This is a genomic window from Bradyrhizobium sp. 172, assembly GCF_023101065.1.
Classification (GTDB): Bacteria; Pseudomonadota; Alphaproteobacteria; order Rhizobiales; family Xanthobacteraceae; genus Bradyrhizobium; species Bradyrhizobium canariense_D.
This window is the reverse complement of record NZ_CP064701.1, coordinates 6,415,523-6,439,034: the sequence shown is the minus strand read 5'-3', so window position 1 is coordinate 6,439,034 and position 23,512 is coordinate 6,415,523. Positions and strand designations below refer to the sequence as shown.

Annotated in this window: 20 protein-coding genes and 4 pseudogenes; 14 read left to right on the top strand and 10 right to left on the bottom strand. The window is 59.0% G+C overall.

Features of this window, described 5'->3' with window-relative positions; translation table 11 throughout:
* Window positions 1-190: 190 nt before the first annotated feature.
* From IVB07_RS30835 to IVB07_RS30825, 3 genes and pseudogenes are all read left to right on the top strand, one after another.
* A pseudogene (locus IVB07_RS30835) lies at window positions 191-1,010 on the top strand (ISNCY family transposase); the annotation flags it as partial.
* Between the two features lie 693 nt (window positions 1,011-1,703).
* A complete protein-coding gene (locus IVB07_RS30830; RefSeq protein WP_256464722.1) occupies window positions 1,704-3,380 on the top strand; it encodes a ThiF family adenylyltransferase in 1,677 nt (558 codons plus the stop codon).
* Window positions 3,368-3,868, top strand: coding sequence for a Mov34/MPN/PAD-1 family protein (locus tag IVB07_RS30825; protein ID WP_247335460.1), 501 nt, complete (start codon window positions 3,368-3,370; stop codon window positions 3,866-3,868). The genes IVB07_RS30830 and IVB07_RS30825 overlap by 13 nt, the downstream gene beginning before the upstream one ends.
* 76 nt (window positions 3,869-3,944) lie before the next feature.
* Here the strand turns inward: IVB07_RS30825 and IVB07_RS40485 are convergent, their stop codons facing one another.
* The 4 genes and pseudogenes from IVB07_RS40485 to IVB07_RS30810 form a co-directional block, all read right to left on the bottom strand.
* Window positions 3,945-4,076 carry a hypothetical protein gene (locus tag IVB07_RS40485; RefSeq protein ID WP_256464721.1) on the bottom strand — a complete coding sequence of 44 codons (132 nt, stop codon included), beginning with the start codon at window positions 4,074-4,076 and terminating at the stop codon, window positions 3,945-3,947.
* Window positions 4,077-4,449: 373 nt separating this feature from the next.
* Window positions 4,450-5,478, bottom strand: coding sequence for an IS110 family transposase (locus tag IVB07_RS30820; RefSeq protein WP_247374905.1), 1,029 nt, complete (start codon window positions 5,476-5,478; stop codon window positions 4,450-4,452).
* Between the two features lie 113 nt (window positions 5,479-5,591).
* Window positions 5,592-5,823 (bottom strand): annotated as a pseudogene (locus tag IVB07_RS30815) (hypothetical protein); the annotation flags it as partial.
* 26 nt (window positions 5,824-5,849) lie between these two features.
* Window positions 5,850-6,050: a hypothetical protein gene (locus IVB07_RS30810; protein ID WP_018454561.1), complete on the bottom strand. Its 201-nt coding sequence runs from the start codon at window positions 6,048-6,050 to the stop codon at window positions 5,850-5,852.
* 564 nt (window positions 6,051-6,614) lie between these two features.
* Between IVB07_RS30810 and IVB07_RS30805 the strand changes: the two are divergent.
* Window positions 6,615-7,059: pseudogene (locus IVB07_RS30805) on the top strand (transposase); the annotation flags it as partial.
* Window positions 7,060-7,176: 117 nt separating this feature from the next.
* Here IVB07_RS30805 and IVB07_RS30800 read toward each other — a convergent pair.
* Window positions 7,177-7,800 carry a hypothetical protein gene (locus IVB07_RS30800; RefSeq protein ID WP_018458384.1) on the bottom strand — a complete coding sequence of 208 codons (624 nt, stop codon included), beginning with the start codon at window positions 7,798-7,800 and terminating at the stop codon, window positions 7,177-7,179.
* A gap of 1,582 nt (window positions 7,801-9,382) precedes the next feature.
* Here IVB07_RS30800 and IVB07_RS30795 point away from each other — a divergent pair.
* Window positions 9,383-9,649 (top strand): hypothetical protein, encoded by a 267-nt coding sequence (locus tag IVB07_RS30795; protein WP_247335458.1) that lies wholly within the window; start codon window positions 9,383-9,385, stop codon window positions 9,647-9,649.
* Window positions 9,650-9,773: 124 nt separating this feature from the next.
* Entirely contained in the window at window positions 9,774-10,193 is a 420-nt protein-coding gene (locus tag IVB07_RS30790; RefSeq protein ID WP_247335457.1) for an IS110 family transposase, read from the top strand.
* Between the two features lie 77 nt (window positions 10,194-10,270).
* Here the strand turns inward: IVB07_RS30790 and IVB07_RS30785 are convergent, their stop codons facing one another.
* Window positions 10,271-12,130, bottom strand: a complete 1,860-nt coding sequence (locus IVB07_RS30785; RefSeq protein ID WP_275975608.1) for an HrpF/NolX family T3SS translocon protein — start codon at window positions 12,128-12,130, stop codon at window positions 10,271-10,273.
* A gap of 629 nt (window positions 12,131-12,759) precedes the next feature.
* On the opposite strand from IVB07_RS30785, the gene IVB07_RS30780 reads away from it, so the two are divergent.
* The 6 genes from IVB07_RS30780 (at window position 12,760) to sctV (ending at window position 17,437) form a co-directional block, all read left to right on the top strand.
* Window positions 12,760-12,945, top strand: a complete 186-nt coding sequence (locus IVB07_RS30780; RefSeq protein ID WP_247363765.1) for a hypothetical protein — start codon at window positions 12,760-12,762, stop codon at window positions 12,943-12,945.
* Window positions 12,946-13,012: 67 nt separating this feature from the next.
* Entirely contained in the window at window positions 13,013-13,297 is a 285-nt protein-coding gene (locus tag IVB07_RS30775) for a hypothetical protein (RefSeq protein WP_018458380.1), read from the top strand.
* Between the two features lie 126 nt (window positions 13,298-13,423).
* Complete coding sequence (locus IVB07_RS30770) at window positions 13,424-14,314, top strand: hypothetical protein (RefSeq protein WP_018458379.1); 891 nt, start codon at window positions 13,424-13,426, stop codon at window positions 14,312-14,314.
* Window positions 14,315-14,350: 36 nt separating this feature from the next.
* Window positions 14,351-14,887 carry a hypothetical protein gene (locus IVB07_RS30765; protein WP_018458378.1) on the top strand — a complete coding sequence of 179 codons (537 nt, stop codon included), beginning with the start codon at window positions 14,351-14,353 and terminating at the stop codon, window positions 14,885-14,887.
* 2 nt (window positions 14,888-14,889) lie between these two features.
* Window positions 14,890-15,333: a hypothetical protein gene (locus IVB07_RS30760; protein WP_018458377.1), complete on the top strand. Its 444-nt coding sequence runs from the start codon at window positions 14,890-14,892 to the stop codon at window positions 15,331-15,333.
* On the top strand, window positions 15,314-17,437 hold the full coding sequence (sctV, locus tag IVB07_RS30755) for a type III secretion system export apparatus subunit SctV (protein ID WP_018458376.1): 2,124 nt from the start codon (window positions 15,314-15,316) through the stop codon (window positions 17,435-17,437). Before IVB07_RS30760 ends, sctV begins: the two co-directional genes overlap by 20 nt.
* A gap of 972 nt (window positions 17,438-18,409) precedes the next feature.
* On the opposite strand, the gene IVB07_RS40595 is transcribed toward sctV, so the two are convergent.
* From IVB07_RS40595 to IVB07_RS30740, 4 genes and pseudogenes are all read right to left on the bottom strand, one after another.
* Window positions 18,410-18,874, bottom strand: a complete 465-nt coding sequence (locus IVB07_RS40595; protein WP_276578203.1) for an ATP-binding protein — start codon at window positions 18,872-18,874, stop codon at window positions 18,410-18,412.
* A complete protein-coding gene (locus IVB07_RS40590) occupies window positions 18,871-19,560 on the bottom strand; it encodes a hypothetical protein (protein ID WP_275975607.1) in 690 nt (229 codons plus the stop codon). Before IVB07_RS40590 ends, IVB07_RS40595 begins: the two co-directional genes overlap by 4 nt.
* Before the next feature lie 36 nt (window positions 19,561-19,596).
* Window positions 19,597-21,057, bottom strand: a complete 1,461-nt coding sequence (locus IVB07_RS30745) for a DDE-type integrase/transposase/recombinase (protein ID WP_247766827.1) — start codon at window positions 21,055-21,057, stop codon at window positions 19,597-19,599.
* A gap of 217 nt (window positions 21,058-21,274) precedes the next feature.
* A pseudogene (locus IVB07_RS30740) lies at window positions 21,275-21,968 on the bottom strand (nodulation protein NolW).
* A gap of 185 nt (window positions 21,969-22,153) precedes the next feature.
* On the opposite strand from IVB07_RS30740, the gene IVB07_RS30735 reads away from it, so the two are divergent.
* Both IVB07_RS30735 and sctJ read left to right on the top strand, forming a co-directional pair.
* Window positions 22,154-22,633, top strand: coding sequence for a nodulation protein NolB (locus IVB07_RS30735; protein ID WP_245288502.1), 480 nt, complete (start codon window positions 22,154-22,156; stop codon window positions 22,631-22,633).
* A 9-nt stretch (window positions 22,634-22,642) separates the two neighbouring features.
* Window positions 22,643-23,509 carry a type III secretion inner membrane ring lipoprotein SctJ gene (gene sctJ / locus IVB07_RS30730; protein ID WP_018458371.1) on the top strand — a complete coding sequence of 289 codons (867 nt, stop codon included), beginning with the start codon at window positions 22,643-22,645 and terminating at the stop codon, window positions 23,507-23,509.
* The last annotated feature ends 3 nt before the right edge of the window (window positions 23,510-23,512 follow it).

Sequence of the window (23,512 nt, the reverse complement as noted above, 5' to 3'; positions counted from 1 at the left end):
TCGTTCGGATCGGGTGGCCGCTTTCGATCGGAATCGGTGGCCGCCTTCCGTCGGAATCGGTGGCCGCTTTGCCCCGGATTCCGCAAGCCATACGAGGATGGCAAGAAGTCGGTTGAAATGTTCCTGAATGCTGTGCTGTGCCTGCCTCACGTAATTTGCTCCCCAGTGGGATGGGACTGCGGGCGCGATAATGAGGCAACTGAGCATGGCGATTCGGAGAGAGCTGACGGGCGCTGTGGGGCAGCGCTACAGAGAGGCGAGCCGCGCGGAGAAGCGCGAATTCTGGACCAGTTTGTGCTTGTGACGGGCTTGCATCGAAAGCATGCGATGCGCCTGCTCCGAGGCGAGATGAGGCAATCCTCGGTTCGGCGCACCCGTCGCCGGATTACGAGGAAGCTGAGCGAAATGCGCTGGTAGTGCTTTGTGAGGCATCCGACCGGATCTGCGGCAAGAGGCTGAAAGCGCTGCTGCCGCTCCTGATCGAGTCGATGGAACGCAACGGTCACATGGGCCTGGCTCCTGAAATCCTGTGCGAAGCTACTGGCGGGGAGCGCGTCCACGATCGATAGGGCGCTGGGCAAGATCCGAGAGGAAGGTGGACGCCAGCGGCGCCGCCCGGTGGCGAGCGCAGAGCGACGGAATCCCGGTACGGACGTCCGCCGGCTGGAAGTATCCGGCGCCGGGCTTAGTCGAAGCCGATCTGGTCGCTCACAGTGGGCCCTCGGCGCGCGCCGGTTTTATACAGACGCTGGTGCTCACGGATATTGCGACCTGTTGGACGGAGTGTGCGCCGTTGCTGGTGCGCGAGCAAACGCTCCTGAGCACCGTGACGACAAAAGTTCGCCGACAGCTGCCGCTCTCGCTGCACGGCATGTGAGCAGATGAACATCGAGTTCACGCGTTGCCGACCCTACCGCAAGAACGACCAGGCGTTTGTCGAACAGAAGAACGGAGCCGTGGTCCGACGCATCATCGGTTATCGGCGGTTTGAAGGACTTGAGGCGGCTGCGTGAGCTATCGCCCAAAGTTGGTGACGGCGGGAATCGGAAAGGCGGCATATCGTGGGGGTGCTTGACGCCTCCACTTCTCCACCGAAGGAGCGATATGCCGTGTCCAACGATAACGTCATCCATCTGATTCTGCACAGATTTCCGGCTGTTGCGCCTCGAAAATGCATTTTTTGAGCACCACACAAGGCTACTCGGCCGTGTTGTGGCACGAATAATCGTTATTACTATCGGCTCAGCAAAACGGGACCTGATCTAGTTCACACAAAAGAAAGTCCGTGATTTGCGGCGAAAATGCCGCAAAACGTGAAAATCCCGCAGTTTTGCGGTGTTTTCTTGCAAGTGAGGTAACGGGACCACACTTTTGGCTCTGGATCGATGGGTACCGACGACGAACGTGTGGATCTGTGCCCTTGCAGCGTGCGTACGTCGGCCCCGTGGCCCAAGCGAGCAGAAGGAGTTTTAAGTGTCTAAGCCGCCCCACCCATCTCATCCGGAGCATCCTGACGTGCCGCCGGGCCCGCCCAGCGATACGCCTGGCAACGGTCCGCCACCGCACCCCGGCAAGCCACCCGGTCCTCCCGAGCCTCCCAAGCCGCCGCCACGTGTCGTGGGGTAAGGCGAGTGGGCGATACTGTCCTGCAGCCAAGGGGCGGAATACCGCAGTGGGATCTACGCTTTCCCGGTCGGCTCCAGATGGAGCTCGACGCGTTTCAGTCCGAAAACGTAGATCCTCGCCCCGAGGACGGTGCTCTGCAAGACCACCGACTTGTACTTGATTTCGAGTGGCCTCATGAGGGCGGAGTTCTTCCACTCAGGGCGGTATATCCGGACAGTTATCCCTTTCTTCGGCCTCAGGTCCTGCTGCGGGATCCGGTGCCATTTCGCGATCGCAGACACGTTGCCCCCGACGGCACCTTGTGCCTTATCGGCAGGGATAGTCGGCAATGGACCTCTAGTCTGACGGTACCGGCCCTACTTCGAGAGATGCTCACCGATGCGCTGAAGGCAAGCGCCAATGAAGATCGGCAGGGCGAGCCAGCGGAAGTTTGGTGGAACGGATCGCCAGTAGATGACCTTCCATACTGCCTGATCGAGACAACTTGGGATCTCTGGGCCAAGCGTATCGATTCAGGTCGGCTTAGTGTCAAATACACCATCGAGAATGGCGAAACGGAGACGCCTCGATTGCGCGCGTCGGTGACCGCGGTTTTCGCACAGGATGGCGCTTTACTGGCAGACTGGAACAGACGACTCCCCGCGTTTCTCGCGAATGGTAACGCGAGGGACCTAACCATTCCGTGGGAACGTCTCGATACAACTCCGAATCCCGGGACCGAGGATGCCCTGCGGAATCTCATAGGCCTCGAAATCGCTTCTTCGTCTCCAGTTTTTTCTTCATCGACTCTGTCCACACGGCGCTTCCGTTTGAATGCTTTCCTTTATCCTTCCGAGCTCGAGTGGAAGCGGAACGGGGACGGCTGGCTCTTCGCACTGTCTGTGGGCGGCAAAAAGAGTTTCCAAGGCCGCAAACCCCTGTCAGGGGGCATCGTTCGCACCTTACGGGCGGGTGTTTCCGATTTGGCTTCGAGGGCGCCGCAAGCGTCTGATCTATCTGCCAAGAAGGTTTGCGTCATCGGTACCGGTGCCATCGGAGCGCCGCTCGCAATTGATCTGGCTCGCAACGGCGTCAAAGAGCTCAGGCTACTCGATTCCGACATCGTTGAGCCTGGCAACTCCATGCGCTGGCCGTTGGGGGCGAGCGCCTGGGGACGGTCGAAGGTTGAGGCTCTGGATGCCTTCATTAAGAACGAATTCCCCAACTGTGACGTGCGCTTTATCAAGCACCAATTGGGGACGCAGTCGCAGAAATATCCGTTCAGGGATGAGCGCGCCTTGACCGATGCGGCCGACGGAGTTGACCTGGTTATCGACGCCACGGCGGCGTACTGGAATATGTCATTCATTCACGACTTTACGGCGCGGCTCGGCCTTCCCGTCATGGCAATGCATGCATCGCCTCCGGTTAGTGGAGGTGTCGTGGTGCTGTATGGTCCGGAAGGAGGTTGCCCCGCTTGTCTTCTGCGCGCTTGGGACGACGGCTTGATCTCCAAACCGCCTGGCCTTGGTGACGAAAGCGGTCTCGTCCAGCCTCCAGGTTGCTCAGAGCGAACGTTCACAGGTGTGTCTTACGATCTGCAGGAAATCTCGTTGCATGGAATGCGAGTCGCTTCAGCTTTTCTTGCTGCCGGTGGAGGGAACGGCTCAACTACCGTTCACACGCTGAGTTTTAATGAGCAGGCTGGGGTAAAACTGCCCTCGTGGCGCAGCGAGACCTTGAGCCGACATGCGAACTGTACATGCAAGGCCTAACCGCCTGGATTTCGTCGCCGTCACTGGAAGAATTGCGCGGTGACGCCGACCGCTTCTACCCGAACGAGACCGGCGGGGTGCTTACCGGATATTGGGCCGACGATGCTAACGTCGTGATCACCGCCGTGATGGGGGCAGGTCCTGCCGCCGTCCATAAACGCTATTCGTACGAACACGATCACGTTTGGGAAGCGGCTCAGATCGGCTTAGAATACGAACGATCGGGGCGTACGAACGTGTATGTCGGTGATTGGCACACACATCCTGATGCATTGTCTGGCCGTCTTAGCGGGACCGACAAACGCGCGTTGCGGCGCGTCCTTCTGTCACGCGACGCTCGGTTGTCTAAGGTCCTGATGCTGGTTCTGTTCGGACACCCACAAGAGTGGCGGGCGGATGTGCGGGTCGCCGAGTTCAGACGGGTGTCGGCTTGGCGTTGGCGCCGCAGCTTGTCAATCGAGTCGGCTCGACTGCAACGGTATGACTAAAGTGTCTTCTGGAACCCGCTAGGACGCGAATTTTCGGTCGCCGTGTATCACTATTACTTCAGCTGGTAGGTGCCGTTTAGCTACCCTGCAGCAGCTCCTCGACGACCCCGGACACGCTGGTCTTCTCCCGGATTGCCCGTATCTTGGCTTCTTCGATCGTCTCCTCGGCGATCAAAACCTGTAATGGCGCCTTGCCCTCGGGTGTCAATCGGCCCTTTAATTGCGGTTTGTTGTCAAGCTACCATTCTTCCTCTCTCCAGTGACACGCCGGTAGCGATTGCTCCGTCGGAGCTGATCAGGTTGTGGAGACGGAGCGATCGCGGATGGCGAGACGATTGCCTAGCGGGCTTGGCAATCGACGTCGTTGGCGGCTTCGTCGGGTTGGGTTGATGTCGTAGCTGGGGTCATGGTCCTTTCCGAGGTCGCTAGCGCCTCATGATGATGTCCGGATCGGGCGCCTCAACGTTTGCAGCGGAGTGCGGGCGAACCGCCACCAGCCGATTGACCGAGGTCACCACGACCACCGTCCCAGCGGGACATCGCCAGTCCGGCGGACCGGACCAGGAACTTGCGAGCAAATATCAGATTGGCTTCGGCTGGCCCCAGTCGAACGACGTGCCATCGACCCAGATGCAGTGGAGAATCACGGCGATCTTTCGGGCGATGGCGACCTTTGCCTTCTTCATGCCGATCCGCTTGGCGAGCTTCATGCCCCAGGCCTTTAGGGAAGACCACTTTTTGGTTCGATAAAGAAGGACAGTGGCGGCCTCGAACAAGTAAGTTCGGAGAAGCCGGTCGCCCCATCGAGATATCTTTCCGTTGGTGTCGGTTTCGCCGGATTGGCTGCGCCTCGGCGTAAGGCCTAGGTAGGCGCCGACCGTCGAAGCCGATCGGAAGCGCGAGGGGTCATCGATCGTGTGGCGGAACGTTAGGGCCGTCACGACACCGACCCCGGGGACCGTCATCAGGCGACGCGTCGTGTCGTCCAGCTTTGCCAACCGGCGGACCTCGTCGTCGAACTTACCTTGTTGTTGACAAACGTTCTCATGGATCGAGAGCAGCGGCGATATCACGCTGAGAAGCAAATGATCGACGCCCAAGAGTTCGCTGACCTGGTTGCGGAATTGTTGGCCGATCGCGCGAGGGAACAGCAATCCACATTTCTTGATCAAGCTGCGAACTTGGTTCTCGATGTCTCGGTGCATGGACACTAGCCGAGATCTGGCGACAAGGATCGCTCGGATCTTCTGGCTTTCCTCACTTTTGACTTTTACCTCTCGATACCATCCAAGCCGCACCAGTTCGGCAAGCCCTCGCGCATCATTCTGATCGCTCTTGTTCATTTGGACGGACAAAGCTGCGTGCGCATGCCGAACGTCGATGCAGACCACGGGAAGCTCAACCCTGCGGAGTTCATGCCATAGCCAACTCGCCATCGCACCCGTCTCGAAGCCGATACGCTCGGCTTGAGGCGCATGTTTGTTAAGCAGGTCAGTCAAGGCACCAGGATTAGACTTTGCTTTCCCTTCGAAGATCACTTGACCAGTCTCGTTGACAACGCACACAGCGGTTTCTCTCTGTGAGACGTCCAGCCGGACGTACTGCTTCATGGGAGCTCCTTCGAATCATTTAATTGCGAGGCTCCACGATAACGGAGGTTGTCTGCCACGAGTGCCGACCGCAATTACGTCATCGTTTGCAAATTTTTGCAGGCCGAATGACACTCGAGCACCGCTCGTCCCTTTTCCGTGATGCGCCACCCTCCATTCAAGCGCTCGACGAGTTGCTGCGAAAAAAATCGAGCTCTGGCACACGGGCGCCCATTCGTTTGGTGCGCGCCGCCCAATCCGGACCGCTCGTGGCCAAAATGGCCATGTCTCGCTTGAGATCCGGCATGGATGCGAACCCGTTCGGGTAGCTCACAAGGATCTTCAACCCGTGACCTGGAAATTCACATGAGCACTATCAGAATTGTCCGCATTTAGCGCCACATAGTTGGCGCGGAGCGAAGAGCTTGCATTGCGACCTGCCGAAGGCGCTCCGCCGCGATCTCGCCTTTGTTGGCAGCCTCCAAGATCTTGGAAGCGACATGGGCCCGAGTGCCGGCTTCGCTGCGAGGCAGACCGTCGCAAACCTCCTCGAGAACAGCACGCAAAAGCGCAGTGGTCGTTGCGTCCAACACTTGGCGACTCCGCAAGGCGCAAAGAATGGTAGCAGAGGAAGCACGCTGAACCGCTCAAAGAGACTACTAGCTGATTCCAAAGTCGAGTATGAACTTCACCACAGTCGTCGTTGCTCGTAGGTGCCCGAGACGTTGCTGCTGTGCCCTCCACGTACAGGGTAGTTGTGCTGGTCTTGCTCCGCCACTCCAGTGCTGGAGGAACCGCATCGTTGGTGGAATTCAGCGCTGGAGGGGCTCTTTTTGACGATTTTCGCCGCGATGTCCGTGCGATGTCTCGCCACTTGCCAGAGTGTCTATTTTCCACCACACGGCGAATCCATCTCCGGGGCAGCCGCGGCGGGCGTTCCGGTACAGACAGACCATCGGTGTTTATGTCCGATCGTTTTTCGTTCTTTGAGATTTCCTTTAAGCGCCGTGAGCGAAGCTGGTCATGGTCCGTCAGCACGAGCGAGGGCACGCCGGTTATGAGCTATCGCCCAAAGTTGGTGACGGCGGGAATCGGAAAGGCGGCATATCGTGGGGGTGCTTGACGCCTCCACTTCTCCACCGAAGGAGCGATATGCCGTGTCCAACGATAACGTCATCCATCTGATTCAGCCAGGAATCTTCGACGATCAACTCACAGAAGTCTTGCGCAATGGAGCGCGTGCCCCTGCTGGCCCAGGCGGTCGAGGCCGAGGTTGCAGACTTTCTAGGCCAGCATGCCGATTTGAAGACTCGGGACGGCCACCAGCGCGTCGTCCGCCACGGTCACCTGCCGGAGCGCGAAGTGATGACCGGCATCGGTCCGGTCGCCGTCCGCCAGCCGCGTGTACGCGATCGCGAAGCGGACGCCGCCGATCCTGGCCGCATCCGGTTCTCGCCGTCGATCCTGCCGCCCTACATGCGCCGGTCGAAGTCGATCGAGACGCTGCTGCCGATCCTTTACCTGAAGGGTATCTCGACCGGCGACTTCTCTGAGGCGCTGGCTGCGCTGCTCGGCAAGGATGCTGCCGGGTTGTCGGCATCGATCCAGTCGAATTGTCGGTTTCGCTCGGCTGAGGCTTGACCTTTGCCGCAGCTGTCCGTTTGCCTGCGCTCCTTGCTCCACCGCCTCCCCAAACATGAATGCCAGCGGATCTGGGCATTACATAAAGTCACCATCCTCTTCGGAATCTGCTGCAACCTCCGTATCACTATCGACCTTGGAGAGATAAAGCTGAGATTTAGTTGCGCGCTGCCATTCACCGAGGCTGTTTTTTGTCCACTGGGCGGACTGAGTGGGGTCAAGTACCATGTCGTCCTCGTCCACTTCAACGAAGCCCATTGTCTCTGCGCGGGCCTTCGCTTCTGCATTAGCAGGACGCCAGTTCACCAATGGTCGTTCGCCGTCTTGCCGAAGCTGATGTTCGAGCAGAATATCGCCGGCGTTCGCGACAAGCGGATGAGCAACCTGAAAATCAACAATTGAGGTGACTTCACTGCGTCCAGGGAACTGTTTTCGCCACTTATCGCTTTCGAACTCAGTCATGTTGAATCCGGCCTCCGTTCTTTGGAGGCCAACGCTCACATTTCCTAATTGGTAGCTGTAATATCGGGCGTCTTCTGAATCTCTTCTGATACCGTATTCCTTAGCGACCTCTGCTGTGCGCTTAGCTCTTGCGGATACAAATTCCGAGTACTCGTGTGGATTGTTGGCGATGCGGTTGATTGCGTCGCCATGAAAGGTCCTCACTTCTGTCCTGAAGGTAGCTCTGTCGATCTCGACCACAGGAGGTTTTCGAACGAGGGAATAACTCGGTTGCGAAGGTGAGCTGCCAGCGGACTCCTGCAATCGCGTTCTAGCGAACGCATCCGCGAAGCCCTGGCTTTCGGCACCCGCTTCCTCAGCGTTTGCTGCCCGATGATATCTTTCTTCGGCCGGAATATCGGGCCAATTGTTAACTCGACCGTACATGACGACTGCACCTGGATCATACGTCTTGCATTGCTTCAGGTCGTTAGACCTTACCCGATTGATAGACAGCTTAGCTGTCCGTAAGCTGACGCCAGCGCATAAAGGGAAAATCCGACCCCTTTGGGCAGCTCGACCGCGTATCGTCGAGGCGTTGCGCGATGCAGGCTTCCACGTTATCCACCCAGCACGAGGCGAGGAGGTGCTGGACTGGTGCAAGCGGCACGTCGCAAGGGGAACATGATGCGGGGCACTCGGACCCGCCGAGGCGTCGAGCTCGCCGCGAGGAAAGCGACTTCCACCGCCGCCCGAGCGTCTCGTGCGCTGGATGGCTTGCTCGACCTGGTGGCACTCCCAGTCCGAGGCAGCGAACTGCACGCAGTGTCGACTGGATGGTGGGCGCGTGGCGCGCAACGCGATCGCGAGAGTGACTCCGGATGACGTCGCCTACTACGTGGCACTGCCGTTCGACGAGCGCCTGAACGGCGGTTGGCGTAGGAAGGGGCGCGCCGTGCTCGAACTCATGGAAGCTCCGCCTTCCGAAGCCGAGTCGAGAAGACAGGCAGCCGGAGCTGAGCCATCGACTACCACGCCCGCGGCTCGTCTTCCGGTCTCGAGCCAGCTCTGCTGGATCAGTGGCGGACGACGGTCTGGCCGCCGGCGAAGTGGTAGATTACCTGAGCGCAAACGCAGCTCTTGTGCTCGCCGAAGCGCTCTCGCGGAAGCCGCGCACTGCTCGTGGCGATCGCCTTCGCGGCCAAGATGGCTGGGACGATTTGGGCCATGGCCACCCGGAAGGTGGATTATCGGAACCCAGCGCAGGCAGTGACGGCATCATGACGAATGCAGCACGAAATAGCCTGACGTTGGTGAAGGGTGTGAGAAGGGGACGACCCTAATGGGCGGAACGATCGAACAGATCTGGATCAGGAAAACCAGTTAGAGCTGAAGAGCCGAGGTGCTCGGAGATGAGAATTGGACTTGATCCGCGGATCACCGTACCGGCCAGCGGCTTCTGAGGACGCCGTAAAGGAAGGCCTGACAGAAGAGCGCATCGTCCACACGCCGAACGGGTCAGAAACTTCTTGCATCACGGGCGGCAACGACAGAAGGCTCTACACGAAGTACCGTCAGCCCGCCAGTGGCCGCCGCCAAGGCGTCGTTTAGTCCGTCAACCGCGTATCGGACCCAGAACAACCCCGCCTACCATCGCAGAAGAAGGGTGGCGCGGCCGTCGCCGGCCGGACCGGTTGGCCGATGTGTTTTGAGTCAGAAGTGGTGCCGATGCTCGAGGCAGCCCGATATCACCGATGCGCAGTGGCTGCAGCGGCTCCATTCGTTTGGGCTGTCGCGAGCCAGCTTTCGGCCCAAAGGACAGATTGCGGAGCTGCGAGCCTACGTGCGCCAGCGCGAGCGTCTGATTGGGTACGCGGCCTCCCACATCAAGCATATGCACAAGGCCTTGACGGAGATAATCTTCAACTCCACCAGATCTCGCCGAGATCACCGGCGCCACCGGCTGCGCCTCATCCGCGCGATCCTGAGGCGCTGGCGTGCTTGCGCCCATTACAGTTGCCACGCTAGCGCGGAGACGATCGTGAACGCGCTCACCGGAAGCTATCGCGCCGAGCGTCTGTTTGCGCTCGAGCAGGCACTTGCGCTTTAGGACGCCTACCACGAGAAAGCATCTGTCTGCGACGCCCCGGATCGAAGCCGTGTTGAAGGCGCGTCGGAATCGAACCGATCAGGCGAACGCTCTAGCTTACGAACGTCCGCGTGGCGCTGTTCCGTTGCTCGGAAAGGACATCACCACGCTCGACGGCCTCGGTCCTTACCTCTCGCTGAAGCTGATCGCTGAATGGGGCGACGACCTCTCCTCGTGGCGAAGTGCAAAGGATTTTACCTCCTGGCTGGGACTGGCGCCGAACGACAAGGTCTCCGGCGGCAGAATGCTCTCGTCCCGAACGCGCGGATCCGGCGGTAGGGCGGCGGCAATTCTGCGCCTTGCTGCCGTAACCGTGGGCCGTACAGACACCGCGCTCGGCGGCTTTTACAGGCGACTTTCATCGCGCGTGGGGTGCGCCTCGAGTGCAGCGCGCGTTCTTCCGCCGCTTGCCGAGCGGCGGCTTCGCCCTGATGACGTGGCACATACCGACTTTCTCGAGGCCGTACTGTCGAGCGGCGCAGAAGTTGCAAGCGTCCGTCCCTGAAAAGGTAGATACGAATCGCACCTTTACCCGCAACTGGCCTTTCAGGCCACCTTCTGAGACGACGGCGGCGTAGCGACCTAACTCGGAACGCCTGCGGCCTGCATGGGCTCGGTAAGGCGTGCCTTCAGGTCGTCCAAATGGTCCTCGGCATAGGACTGCACTTTCGAGATCGCCGTATCGAGGCCGAACTGCACGGTCTGTTCGAGCATCTCCTTTGCGAGGCCCTCGCGCAGCGCGAATTTGACCTCGGGCCCAGCAACAAAGCTAATGGCCTGCCCCGCAAGATTAAGGCCAACCTCTTTCAGAGCCTGTTTCATATCACCTCCGCTAATGCCCGTATGCAGAAGGCTCAATGCTTGCGACTCGAGCTCGAGCACCATCGATATGCCATCGGCCAACTCGCCCAGTCCCGGAATGACGCCGAGCAGGCCTACTGCCGTGGCCTCCCAGTCGAGCACCTTCGAGCCCACCTTGGCTACGTCATCGACCGCATGCATGAGGACCCCGCCATTCTTCTTCGGAGACGCGACATCGGGTTGGTCGGATACCCCCATCAACATGTCTGTGACTGCATTTTGTTCAGCGGCGGTCTTGGGGACATGGGTCTTGATCTGCTGAACGGTATGGTTCGCAGGTGACATGTTGCTATAGAAGTGCCTGAAGTCGTTGTTGCTGATATTACCGGAGTCGACCGTATGCCCGCCGCCTAAATCGAAGAACTCCTGATGGGTCTTGTAGCCCGTAATCGAATTGTTTAGCAAACGGAACAAGATCGGGTCCGAGAGCAGTTGCGATGCCGCTTCTCGTATCTTCGGGTCGAGAGTCTTGTCCTCGACCATACTCGCCAACTTGTGTCGTGTCAGGTCACCGTCCCCGAAGAAGGCGTTCTGATTCTTGTTGATCGTGTCGAGCGTGTTCAGCTCGCTTTGCGTGGAATTCATCGACGAGGAGGCGACTTGCAAGAAGTCTTCCTTGTGGATTTTATCAGTCGCACCACCGCACAACTGCTCCCAGGCGTCCGGGTGCTCGAGGAAGTGTTGAGCCGCCGCGATCAGCTGAGGCGGACACTTACCAGTGTCGGCTTTGCCGTCGACGATCCGCTTGAAATCGTCCAGGCTCAAATTCTTGGGCAGGTAGTCAGAATACTTGTAAAGCTCGCGCAATGCATCATTCAACGTCATGACCGATGCTTGTCCATTCGAGGTGCCGTCGGATGGAATATAGTTCTGCTCGTAGCTTTGCGCTTGCTGCTCCTGGAATGTAGCAACCTGCGAATGGCTGGCGGAAAACTCTGACAGATCCTTGGCCTTGATCTTGCCGCCGCAGCGGCCGTCCCCTTGGGAGCCAATCGCATAGAAGAGCTCTGGATCGCGTCGCAATCCTTCGATCGCCTCCTTCAGATCCGGGGGCGTCGACGGATCGCTGGCCTTGGCTGCCAGCGAGTCCCAGCTGAGTGGGCATTGGTCCTTATGCCGGTTCAGCACTGCCACGATCTGCAACTCGGCATTGGTGAGCGTGCCGCCGTTCCACGTGATCCTAGAGCTTGGCACCGGAGTGCTCGGTACGTCAGGCGATGGAGCAGCCGTCGACGATGCGTCTGCACCAGGGGTGTCGACCGAGGAGGAATCGACCGAGGAAGAAAAAACCGGATCCTTCATCACCGCCTCGATCGCCGCCTTCGAGTGCGCTGACAACTGGTCCAGCGAATCCTGCGGGATCTGTCGTTCTGATTGCAGCAGATCCGGTGGCGTGGAGGGAACGTCGGATTTCTCTTCCCGCGAGCAGATGGACAAGATCGCCTCGAACATCGAAGGTTCGCCTTCCCGAATCTGGCCGGGGGTCTGCGCGGATGATTCCAAGGCCGACGAAGCCCCCGGGACAAGCCCGAACAGAGCTGGATCTGCACTGGCGGGCAGCGAAACGCTGTTGAGCTGCATTAGGTTCATTTCCATTCCATTGCGGTAAATACTTGGCATCGACATCGTAAGATCGAGGCTTTCACGTTAAGGGGGCGAGCTTTCGAGAAGCTGACGACTTTTAGACGGAGCAGGACGAGCCAGTGTCGGTCGTCTTAACATCCCGGAGAGGCGTCATCGTGCTCATGAAACTCATCTCCGGCTCAGAGCATGTGCAGGCACGACGCTGCTCTGACGCTTTCGCAAAGCAGGTGCCTGCGGTCGTCAGTCCCGAGTGACGATCGCTGTGGGGCCACGAAACAACATCACCACCGATTCCCGCGGTAGCATTTTTAACTGCGCACGGTTTTGCCTCCGACTTGCCATCACACCATTGCTGATCGAGCGATGTGATGAGGTGCGTTGGGCCGGCGCCGCGATCTGGCGCTCGTCGGCATTATGTAGAGATTGAAAGTGGGGCCGAGAAATTCGCGCGGTGGCAGTCGCGGCATGTACCTGCGAATGCGCGCTCTCAGCTGGGTTCACTTGACGATAGTGAGGTTGTTCTCATTCTCGTCAGCTTCTCGACAGCTAATCCCAGTAGCGTGAGCAATGTGAATCGCTCGGTGGTGATACCACCGTTTTGGCGGAACTGAAGTGAGGGGCACCAGATGGCCGGGGCAATCGAAGGCGTGATCCATACCAATTCTGACAGTGGCAGCTCGCAGTCGGTAGCTGATCGTCAGAAGTTCGAATCGGCTTTCGGTTCGGTTCTTGCCAACGTCGCGATGCAGGCGATGGAGCGAAACATGTCAAATCTTCGCGAAGCTATAGCTGAAACAGAAGAGGATACCTGACGCCGGTTCTTCGACGTCAGTGGAGTGTTGCCATTGATGGCAGCAAAAAAATGGAAGGTGAAGCGATATGACCAAAACAAGCTCTACTAGCCCTTCTACTGGTGGTGTCCACGACTCCCATGATAGCAAGAATGCTAGCAAGACTGATAACAAGACTGATACCAAGTCCGCGGGTCCCGGCGTCGGTAACTCGGCGACCGATAACGTTGGTGGGACGGGTACTTTCGAGAAACTGATCGACGAATTGAAGGCGGTTAACCAGCAGGCCATGGTGCAGGACATAAAGTTGCGTGCACTGACGACCGAGCTCTCGAGTGAGAGGAAGGCGGCCAGCGAGCGCGTCAACGGATAACGGTGAAAGGCGGGGCGAATCTCGCCCCGCCGTTCCCGTCGTCGGGGTGATGTGAGTGGTGCGGCCTAGGAATGAGTCGTGCGACCAATCGCCCTGCCGTGCTCCTCATAGTTCGGAGAATTGTCCGTGAATGAGGCCGCCTCCTTACATTTCGAGGTACTGTCGGGACCTTATGCTGGGCTAAGCGGGAAGGCGGCTGTCGGAACGAGTCTTATCGGTAGCGGCCTCGACGCGGATATGGTTTTCGTCGAACAAGGGCTTGAGCCGCATCACCTACGTATCACCCTCGTTGGCAATTCAATCGAGCTTGAGGCTCTTGCGACCGTAAGCACCCCAGAGGGCGAAGGGGATATCGCCGCAGGTGAGCGTGTTGTTCTTTTTCTTCCCGCCGTCATTCGTGCGGGCGCCATGTCTATTCGCTGGTCGATGCAGAATGCGATTGAGGCTCGGTCGATCAGCCTCTCGCGCGTTTGGATCTCAGCTCTCGCCCTCGTGCTCCTCAGCTTTCTTGGCGTAGGCAGTCTCTCGACGATTTTCTTCAAAGCCAGCGGAAGTGCACCGACCGGCATTGCTCCGCCTGCCGCAGAGCTTGTACCCAAGCTGGGTATGAACCGGCCTGACGATCGGCGAGCTCAGGCTGCGGCCGAAGTGCTGAAACAGGAAATTGATAAGGCGGGCCTGCTCGATATCAGGGTTGGTTCGGGGCCGGGTTTTGTTAGCGCTGAGGGAAAAGTCACGCCTGCAACCGTTGCGAAATGGCAGGAGCTCCAGCAATGGTTCGATGGTCGTACATACGGTGCGGTGACACTGGTGAACGGAGTGATCGTCAAGGAGGAAAAGCAGCCATCCTCAATCGCGATCGAAGCTGTTTCGCGCGGACCCCAGCCCTATCTCCTTGTCGGTGGGCAGAAGTATTTCGTCGGCGCTCTCTTGGCCGACGGATGGGCGGTCACTCGAATCGAGGATGGGCGTGTGCTGCTAAGCCGCAATGGCCGCGTTGTTGCCGTTCCGTATTAGGGTTTCCGGGCCCGAAGGAAGGATAAGGAGATCGTCATGTCAAAGGTGTCCCGCTACGATGTCGGGCCTGGCACTGCTTCGCAGAGACTCAGCGAGCACCATCATCAACCAGTGATAGGGCCGACCATCCAACCCAATAAAGGTGAGGCGGACGGTGCTCGTGCAAACGGCGAGAAGGAGCTGGCGTCGATCTGGGGCGAGCTGAACACGCGCTATATGCCGCTGGATCTAGCGATCGAAGCCGCATCGGAGGCCAAAGGTATTGATGCAGTCGGGCGTGTCAGTCTCAACGAGATGCGCACTCGCATTTATGAGCTCGAGCAACGCGCTGGGATGGCATCGCTCTACGGGCGCGATATCGCGCACGATCTACTCTCCTTCGTCACGCCAAGCCTTCGTCATCCGGACATGCTGCGGGCGGAGCGGTATAGCATTGTTCTGGAAGGTCTCGTCCATAAGCTGGCGGCCGCGCCTGCGGATCCGATAGCTGGGGGCGGTATCGTCGTCCTACGGCAGGGACTGCACTGGCTAGCGCTGCTCCGCCGGAATCGGAATAGCTTGATCGAAGCCTAACAATGTTCAACTCCGATGGAGCGCAACGGACGACCAACGTTTCCAAATCCGATAACGACTCACTGAGTTCCGGGCAGGAGCGCGATTTGCTCTGTACACTTTCCTATCTTCACCTTGCATGTGGGCAGAGCGCAGAATGCGTGGCTCTCTTACGACTCATCGTCGGCAAGGACTCGCGAGATGTCGATCTATTACGGATTCTCGCCTATGCCCTCATCTTGGAAGGTCTCGGAGGTGAGGCGTTGCAGGTCATAGATAGGCTGAACACACTTGATGACGAACCCTCGGCGCGTATCTCTTTGATGCTGTTGCGTAGCCACGCCCTGCGGCGGGCCGGCCTCATAGACGAGGCGCTCGCCGCTTTCCAACGCTATGTCTCGTTGCGTGACGGCACTGGCCTGATCAATCAACGATCGGAAGGTCCCCATGACCAGCGTCCTGCGTAAGATCATTGCGCGCGCGTCGGCCAGCTCCGATTTGATGGTCGCGTTGATGCTGCTTCTGACGGTCGGCATGATGATCATGCCGATCCCGATAGTGGCGATCGATACGCTCGTCGGCTTCAATCTGGGCTTCGCCATATTGCTGCTGATGGTCGCTCTCTATATTAGCACTCCACTTGATTTCTCGTCCTTGCCAGGCGTCATTCTGATTTCCACGGTATTCCGTCTGGCGCTCACCGTATCAACGACGCGGCTGATCTTGGCTGAGGGGGATGCGGGCAGCATCATTCGCACGTTCGGTGATTTCGTCATATCGGGGAATATCGTCGTTGGTATTGTCATATTTTTAGTCGTGACCATGGTGCAGTTCATCGTCGTGGCCAAGGGGGCTGAACGCGTGGCGGAGGTGGCGGCGCGGTTCACGCTCGATGCTCTGCCAGGCAAGCAGATGGGAATCGATGCGGAATTGCGCAATGGCCATATCGATCAGAACGAAGCCCGCAGCCGGCGCGCTACATTGGAGAAAGAAAGCCAGCTTTACGGGGCTATGGATGGCGCCATGAAATTCGTGAAGGGCGACGCCATCGCAGGATTGGTGGTTATCTGCGTCAACATGCTGGGCGGGATCACGATCGGCCTGCTCTCCAAGGGCATGTCTTTCCAGGCGGCGCTGCATCAATATACCCTGCTGACCATAGGTGATGCGTTAATCTCACAAATTCCCTCGCTGCTGCTCTCGATTACAGCTGCGACAATCATCACTCGTGTAAATGGGGTCGTAAGGCTCAATCTTGGGACCGACATCGTTAACCAGCTCACAGCAAACTCGCACGCATTGCGGCTGTCTGCCTGCGTCCTCGTTGTAATGGGGGCTATTCCGGGTTTTCCGCTCCCTGTCTTTCTCGTCTTGGCTGCAGTCTTTGCGGCAGCGAGCTTTGCCGACGGTGGGACCCAAAGCGGCAAGAAAAGCGCTGATGTCTCTCGCCCGGCTCCCACAGAGTCTAACAAGGAAATCGTGCCTGCGGAGGCGCTTCCCATCGCGTTGTTCCTTGCGTCAAGTCTGACACGGGCGATCGACAAAGAAGAATTGCAACAGCACATTGCACGCGTTTCGGGACTGATCTCGTCTGATCTCGGCATCACAATTCCGCGCATCCCCATCGAGGTCGACGAGCGCTTGCCAGACCTGCAGTACAGGGTGGATGTCGAGGGCGTGCCCGTCGAGCAGGAGTTAATTGATCCAACCCAGCTCGCACTCCACGACGATCCGGCCAACATTGAATTGAGTGGCATCCCGTTTCGGCATGACCGGGAGACGGATCAAATCTGGATTGAACAGAGCAATGCACCGGCTCTCAAAGCAGCCGGTATCGGGCACCACCGTCCCATTGAAATCCTGGCCTTGCGCGTCCATTCGGCGTTGACCCGCTATGCACAGTGCTTGGTGGGTATCCAGGAGACGCGCCAGTTGCTGGCCCGCATGGAGACCGAATATTCCGATCTGGTCAAGGAGGTGTTGCGTACGACGCCGGTCCCTAAAGTAGCCGACGTCTTGCGGCGCCTCCTGGAGGAGGGTATTCCGATCCGGAACACACGGCTGGTCTTGGAGGCATTGGCCGAATGGAGCGGACGTGAACAAAACGTCGTCTTGCTCACGGAACATGTTCGCTCCGGTCTGAGACGGCAAATCTGCCACCGGTATGCCAACGCACACCGCGTCGTGCCGGTCTTTATCATCGAGCGTCAAACCGAGGATATCGTGCGCAGCGCGGTTCGAGAGACTGCCAAAGGACCCTACTTGGTTTTGAGCGACGGGCAAAGCGAGGCGCTGCTCTCAAAAATGCGTCACATCCATTCGAACGTAGTTCGGGCGCAGATCAAGCCGGTTATCCTTGCTTCGATGGATATTCGACGCTTTGTCCGCGGCTTTCTCACCCGTAATGGGATCGATCTTGCTGTTCTATCCTATCAGGACCTTGCCTCGGACTTCACAATCCAGCCTGTTGGATCCATTACACTCGCAGCTGCAAAGGACGACGACGCCCCGTCCGAGGAACTCAGCAACACGCTCCTTGCGCCCGATTCACAGGCACAGCAGTCAATTTAAGAAGGACCGCATGAATTCACCTCGTAAGGCAGCGCGGTGGCGCTTGGGTTCATTTTGTCTGCTTTCGTGCTCGGCTCTCTTCGCCACTCTGGGGCTCTGCAGTTGCGCTAGCTGGGATAGACCAGCTCTTCAAATGCAAGAGCGGCCGGCGCCAAAGTTGCTCGGCGCCAAAGATATCGATCCAGCTATGCGCGAACGCATTGAGTGCGCGATCGGCCGGACTCCTAACCAGGAGCTTTGCGCGACGCGTTGAAGCAAAAAAGCTCGGAAGATCAATGCAGCGGATCGGTCTTGCGTGTCGATGCGAAAGCGCCTCGCATTGATTGCTCGTCAACGTCTGCCTGGACCTGCGACCTATATGCGCTCAAGACTAAATGCGTTAACTTGAGAACGTGGGACGCTTCGTGAGCCACAACCGCAGTACAAGCAATCGCGTCAGCGCAGCTATTCCGATTGCGCGGACCAAATCACGTTGTCCGCAACGATCGGTGCACGATATCGCGCAATGCAAGCACCCGCCCGCTGCGCTGGCGCTGCCGCCCTACACAAGTGACCCGGGCATAGCTAATAGTAGCGGACGTATTGGTTCTGTTGTCTCTTGCTCGAGGTCTCGCCGGCCGGCTATCACGCCTGGCGCGAGCGTCCGGACAGAGCACGCACGACGACCAATGCTGCGCTCTCGACTGATATCTCATCAGGACAGCGGCGCTCGGGGACGGCAACCCACGGGTCTATGCTGCGCTGCGGGCACAGGGACCTGGCGCCAGCCGTGGCGGGATCGAATGCCTAATGCATCGGCAAGGCATCGGCGCCATGATGGCCAGGCCGCACCGCGTTCCCGACAGCCGTCATGGCCTGCCGATCGCGCCAAACCTCATCGATCGCAACTTTAGGGCCGCAGCAGCGAACCGGATCTGGCTCGCCGACATCACTTACGTTTCGACTGCAGATGGCTGTTGTACCTGGTGGCGATCATGGACCTCTGTCAACGGGCAGCGAACTTTCCGTGAGAATGTCCAGATTTCCCTGGGTGACGGCGATTGTGCTTCGGGGATCAGCCGCTAGGTCATTGGTCCTTCCAGGCGGGCGGCCGCGGCGCTTGGGCTGCGGCGGGTTGGCGAGCGGACGTTTTCCGGGACGAGAGCGGCGTGCTGGCGGAGCCGATAGCTCGATCCCTCGATGTGATAACAATTGCGTGGGGAAGCAGTCCATCAAGCACTGCTGTGGCCAGTTTGAATTGAGGATCATCGCGCCCTTGTCATAGCGAGCGTCTTCCAACTGGAAGAACAGATTGCCGCCGCCAGGGGCGACCGGGAGGTAACCGATTTCGTCGACGACGAGGAGGGAGGCGCGGGCGAGGAACCGCAGGTGCTCGCGCACGGTGGTCGTCACAATGTCCGCGATCGTGGCGAACGCGACGCTCTTTCCCGCCTTCACGGCCTCGACCGCGAGTGCCGTCGTGAGATCGCTCTTGCCGGTGTCGCAAGCAGATGAATTTCAATTGGGCAAGCGCCAGAATGCGATTGCGATCGAGCTGGAATGCGAAGTCGAAGCCAGCGAGCCTTTTTGACCGTGGTCAGGCGAGACATTCTCACCGCGGTGCTGACACCGCGACTGTCGCGCACGGTCAGCTCCTCGATAAGCGTTTCGAGCGCCTCAATCCAGGTGACCTCACCCTCTTTCAATCCGCCGCAGCGTGGTGTCATTCTGAGCGCACCTGGCATGTTGAGTGCGACTAGGCCTTTCTTGACGCTGTCGATCGCTGCCGGCTGCGCGTGGATGGTTATGGCCGGCCTTCCGATTGGGGGAGGCGCTTGCGACACCTCGGTAACACCCAGCGACCGCCTTGGCATGTGATCGCCGGCCCGATCGACGAGGGCTTCGGATACGCCTGGTCGCGACCTAGACCGGTTGACCGCCTGTCGATGCTCGGGCGCGACGCGAGTTCGCCGGCGGCCTTCTCTAGAACGGGATGGACGGCAACGATTGCGCTTGATCGAGAATGGGATTACATCGGGCAATTGCTGCACCTCGACACTGCGCCGCGTATGGTCGGGTATGCTGTAATAGTTCCCACTGATCCACACGAGCCCGTCGTGGCTGACACGGGTGGCGTTCGGCATTGGAGTGGACCCCCCGTATTGCCGCATCAGCGAATGTTACCCTGATGGCGCCATTGCACTGGTCGATGCGACCTCGACTGATCGGCCGCGCCAAGTGGCTTGTCCGGCTTGCTCGATGAGAGGGGCTGTGGGCGGGTCGGGCCCTACATAGCCCGAGCCGTCCACAACCCCGGGCAATGGGGCAGCAGTCGTAGCGTCCGCAAGCGGCTCCTTCGCGAACAACTGCTCGGCCATCTTCCGTCTAAGCGCCCTCAGCAGACGCTGCACGATCGAATGCTGTCTCGTCCCGAACTCCTCGGGGTGTTTCTCCCTCAGCCGGTCGACGATGGCGAGTGCAGTTAACTGCGGTTGCGTACCGAGCCAGCCCTCGATCGCAGCAATATGCGGGTCGAGCTTGGACGGCATGCGAACCCTGGTTTTATAGGGCCGACGGGTGCGCCGGTGTGTGGCACGTGACTCGCCGGACGTCGTCGTCTTGCCGAGCGTCTTCGCAAAAGTGGCTGTGGTGGCTGGCGCGGTGCTCGTGCTGGCGGATTGCAGGCGGCGCACCTGTCCGGCACGACGATCGACGCGATTGCCGAGTTCGTCCTGGGTCGCGCGAATCTCGGCCAACAGCGCGACGGGATCGAGCGAGCGATACTGATCGCGCAGCCGCTTCTTCACGGCCGCGGTCACCTTGGGATGCGCCAATGCACGCTCATAGGGCGTTGATGGGAGATGATAGCGTTTGATCACTTTAGCCCCTTCGCGGCGCTTCTCCTTCAGCTTGAACGACGGCTGGAAGAAGTTGACGTAGAGCCGTGCCGCCGCATAGAGGCGGCCCATCACACGGGCCGTCTCGACGCCATCGAAGCGGCCGTAGCCCATCAGGCGACGGACGACGGCACCATTCTTCTGCTCGACGAACGCCTGATCGTTCTTCTTGTAGGCGCGCGAGCGTGTGACTTCGAGCTTCTGTTCGCGACACCATGGCACAACGACATCGTTCATGAAGGCGCTGCCGTTGTCGAAGTCCACCCCGCGCAAGAGCCAAGGGAAGAGGCTCTGTGCTCGATTGATCGCCTCAACGACGAGCGAGCCTTCCCGCGTCACCAACGGCAGGCACTCCGTCCAGCCCGTGGCGACATCGACCATCGTCAAGGTCTGGATGAACGAGCCAGCCACCGACGTGCCGCCATGGGCGACCATATCAACTTCGCAGAAACCGGGCGGCGGGCTGTTCCAGTCATTGAAGGTGCGGATCGGGACCTCGCGCCGGATTGCCGAATAAAATCCGGCACGGCGCCGCCTGCCGCCGCTCGCCGCGATCTTCACATCGACGAGTAGGCGATCGATGGTTGCGGCGCTGATGACCAGAACACGATCACGGTCCGGTTGGCCAAGCTGCAATCTACCATGTTGCTCCAGCGCCGGCAGCAAGGTCGGGATCATCACCTTGAGCCGCTTGCCGCACACCCGATCGCTTGCTCCGCTAGGGGCGGTGATCTTCGCAAGCACCGGATTTACTATGACGGCTTCAGCCGCTAGCTTTTGCAGAACCTCCCGCACACTACCACCGGATATCCCGATACTGGTGGACAAGGTCGCGCAGCGACAATTCTCGTGTTCTGGAGCCGATTTACGACACGTTCGTCTCGCCCCGCTTGTGCGGCGTCTGATCAGACGATCGGTCCAGCCTCCTTGCACACCCCGCGTAACGGCTGATTGAGCGGTATCATCTTGGGCCCGGCCCTTGCGCAGGCAAGGTACCCTCCCGACGCGGCAGGTCTGAAGAGTACGGGCCTTCAGTTCGCCTCCCGAACGATCGTCGCGGAGGCGCCGCGATATAACATCAGCACAGATTCCCGAGACGGCATCTCGACGGAGCGAGGTCGCGCCTGCGCCTCCGCCACAAGACCATTGAGCGTCTGATCCACGAGTGCGATGAAGCGCGGTGGACCGGACGCAAGGACTAGGCCACTTCCCGGAGCCGATCTCATGATGTAGCGTTCGTCGGAAATGGCGAGCGCATCGAGGGTTGCCTTGAGCGCGTCGCAGCTGATTGAAGTTAGCAGAAGCAGACGAGTTTGCGCTTCCTTTGCGGTAGAGACGTAAAGCACGAGCCCATCGTAATACCATTGAAGATTGTAGACTTGAGTCAGATGATCAAGGAACTCGCGCGGTGGCAGGTCAGGCATGTGCCCGCGAATCCGACCCTTCACCTCGGCGCTGATGGTGACTTTAATATTGAGGTTGTTGCCGAATTCCTGCAGCGCGGCAGAAAGCTCCTGATCCAGAACCGTATATCGATAAGGGGTCGAGGGCAGCGACAGGGGAGCGCCGCGCGCGATCTGTGTTCCGCCGGAAACGAAAACGGCGACACACAGAACTCCGTTCAAAACGTGCGGGATTATGGATCGGATGAGCATTCATGGTTCTCTTTGACTTAAACTAACAGGAGTACGTTCGGTACGTGAACGCGAAACGTGATCTTTAGATGGCGATGTGCGGGCGAACTCGTCAGCTTGTCGTCAGCTGGCCTGTCTAGGACATTGAGCCGCTAATCGGCTTGAACGGCTGGTCGTATCACATCTCGATGAGAGCGAGTCTTTCCATGATGATGTTAGGCGCTGCGCCGATCTCTCACAATCTGGAAGGCCTGTCCAAGGCCTGTTCGGCAACAGCGGTCGACGAGCAGGCCCAGTTTCAGCAGAGTCTCTTGCAAGCGGCTTCGGTTCAAGACCTTGCGCCTCCAGTAACGGGAGCGGTGGCGGTTCCGTCGACATCCGAGGTATCGCGTGCAACAACACAGGCGAGCCCGCTGGGCGATCGCATCCTCCAGAATCTTTCTGCGATGTATCCGGTCAATGCAGTTCCAAAAGGTGCGGAGACCGGGTCGACGTCGGAGCCCCTTTTGCTGCAACCCGGCAAAGCGGAAGCAGGTGTGCCGGGCGCCCCCAGTGGCGCAGGTGACTTCGAGGCGATGTTGGCGAATCTGAAGGATGTTTCTGACAGCGTCATCCAGGTAACACTCATTTCAAATGGCATCGGTAGCCTCGGTTCATCTCTGAATAAGCTGATATCGGCGGGCTGAGTGGGGCGAATGATTGGTTTAATCGATCGCGAAAGCGATCAGGCGCGCCCATTCCGCAAGCGGCTTCAACTTGTGGCTCTGCTGCCGCTCCTGCTTGCCCTGGTTGGTTGCAAAGCCGATCTCTACACGAAAGTTCAGGAGCGTGAGGCCAATGAGATGCTTGCGGTCCTCCTCAAGAACGGGGTCGATGCGCTCCGCGTTGCTGCTAAGGACGGGACTATCACGATCCAGGTCGAGCAGACTCAGATTGCTTCCGCAATCGACCTGCTGAATGGCGAAGGGTTGCCGCGCCACGCTTTCAAGAGTCTAGGCGAAGTGTTCAGCGCGGCGGGTCTGATTGCTTCGCCAATCGAGGAGCGCGCCCGTTACGTCTATGCGCTGAGCGAGGAATTATCTCGCACGATCAGTGATATCGATGGTGTCCTCTCGGCGCGCGTCCACGTTGTTCTGCCAAAGAACGACCTGTTGCGACGTGACACCACGCCATCTTCGGCGTCGGTTTTCATCCGACATGACTCGAGGGCAAATCTCTCAATCTTGCTGCCGCAGATTAAAATGCTCGTCGCCAACAGCATCGAGGGCTTAACCTATGACAAGGTGGCTGTTGTTTTCGTCTCAGTCGAGCGGCCCGCACTAGAGCCGCGACCGGCGGCTGCGGCTGGTCTCGCCCAAGCATCTGGAGTCATTTCGACGCCATTGGTTGCAGTTGCCATGGGTCTCGGCGGGTCTGTATTCGGCGTGCTGTCCTGCGTCTTGCTGAGCGCTCGTGGGCGTCAGCGCAGGCAATCATCTCAGAAAGTTAGCGCTGTCGGTGGGCGCTCGGCTGTCTCTGCTATGGAGATGATTCGCAAAGCGATTAAGCCTAATGCGGCGTAGTGT

Excerpts from the sequence above, each read along its gene's own strand:
- IVB07_RS30820 (WP_247374905.1), bottom strand. The coding sequence starts at position 5,478 with ATGAAGCAGTACGTCCGGCTGGACGTCTCACAGAGAGAAACCGCTGTG.
- sctV (WP_018458376.1), top strand. The coding sequence starts at position 15,314 with ATGACCAGCGTCCTGCGTAAGATCATTGCGCGCGCGTCGGCCAGCTCC.
- IVB07_RS40590 (WP_275975607.1), bottom strand. The coding sequence starts at position 19,560 with ATGCCGAACGCCACCCGTGTCAGCCACGACGGGCTCGTGTGGATCAGT.
- sctJ (WP_018458371.1), top strand. The coding sequence starts at position 22,643 with ATGATTGGTTTAATCGATCGCGAAAGCGATCAGGCGCGCCCATTCCGC.
- IVB07_RS30785 (WP_275975608.1), bottom strand. The coding sequence starts at position 12,130 with ATGCAGCTCAACAGCGTTTCGCTGCCCGCCAGTGCAGATCCAGCTCTG.
- IVB07_RS30825 (WP_247335460.1), top strand. The coding sequence starts at position 3,368 with ATGCAAGGCCTAACCGCCTGGATTTCGTCGCCGTCACTGGAAGAATTG.
- IVB07_RS30830 (WP_256464722.1), top strand. The coding sequence starts at position 1,704 with ATGGAGCTCGACGCGTTTCAGTCCGAAAACGTAGATCCTCGCCCCGAG.
- IVB07_RS30780 (WP_247363765.1), top strand. The coding sequence starts at position 12,760 with ATGGCCGGGGCAATCGAAGGCGTGATCCATACCAATTCTGACAGTGGC.
- IVB07_RS30735 (WP_245288502.1), top strand. The coding sequence starts at position 22,154 with ATGATGATGTTAGGCGCTGCGCCGATCTCTCACAATCTGGAAGGCCTG.
- IVB07_RS30775 (WP_018458380.1), top strand. The coding sequence starts at position 13,013 with ATGACCAAAACAAGCTCTACTAGCCCTTCTACTGGTGGTGTCCACGAC.
- IVB07_RS30760 (WP_018458377.1), top strand. The coding sequence starts at position 14,890 with ATGTTCAACTCCGATGGAGCGCAACGGACGACCAACGTTTCCAAATCC.
- IVB07_RS30765 (WP_018458378.1), top strand. The coding sequence starts at position 14,351 with ATGTCAAAGGTGTCCCGCTACGATGTCGGGCCTGGCACTGCTTCGCAG.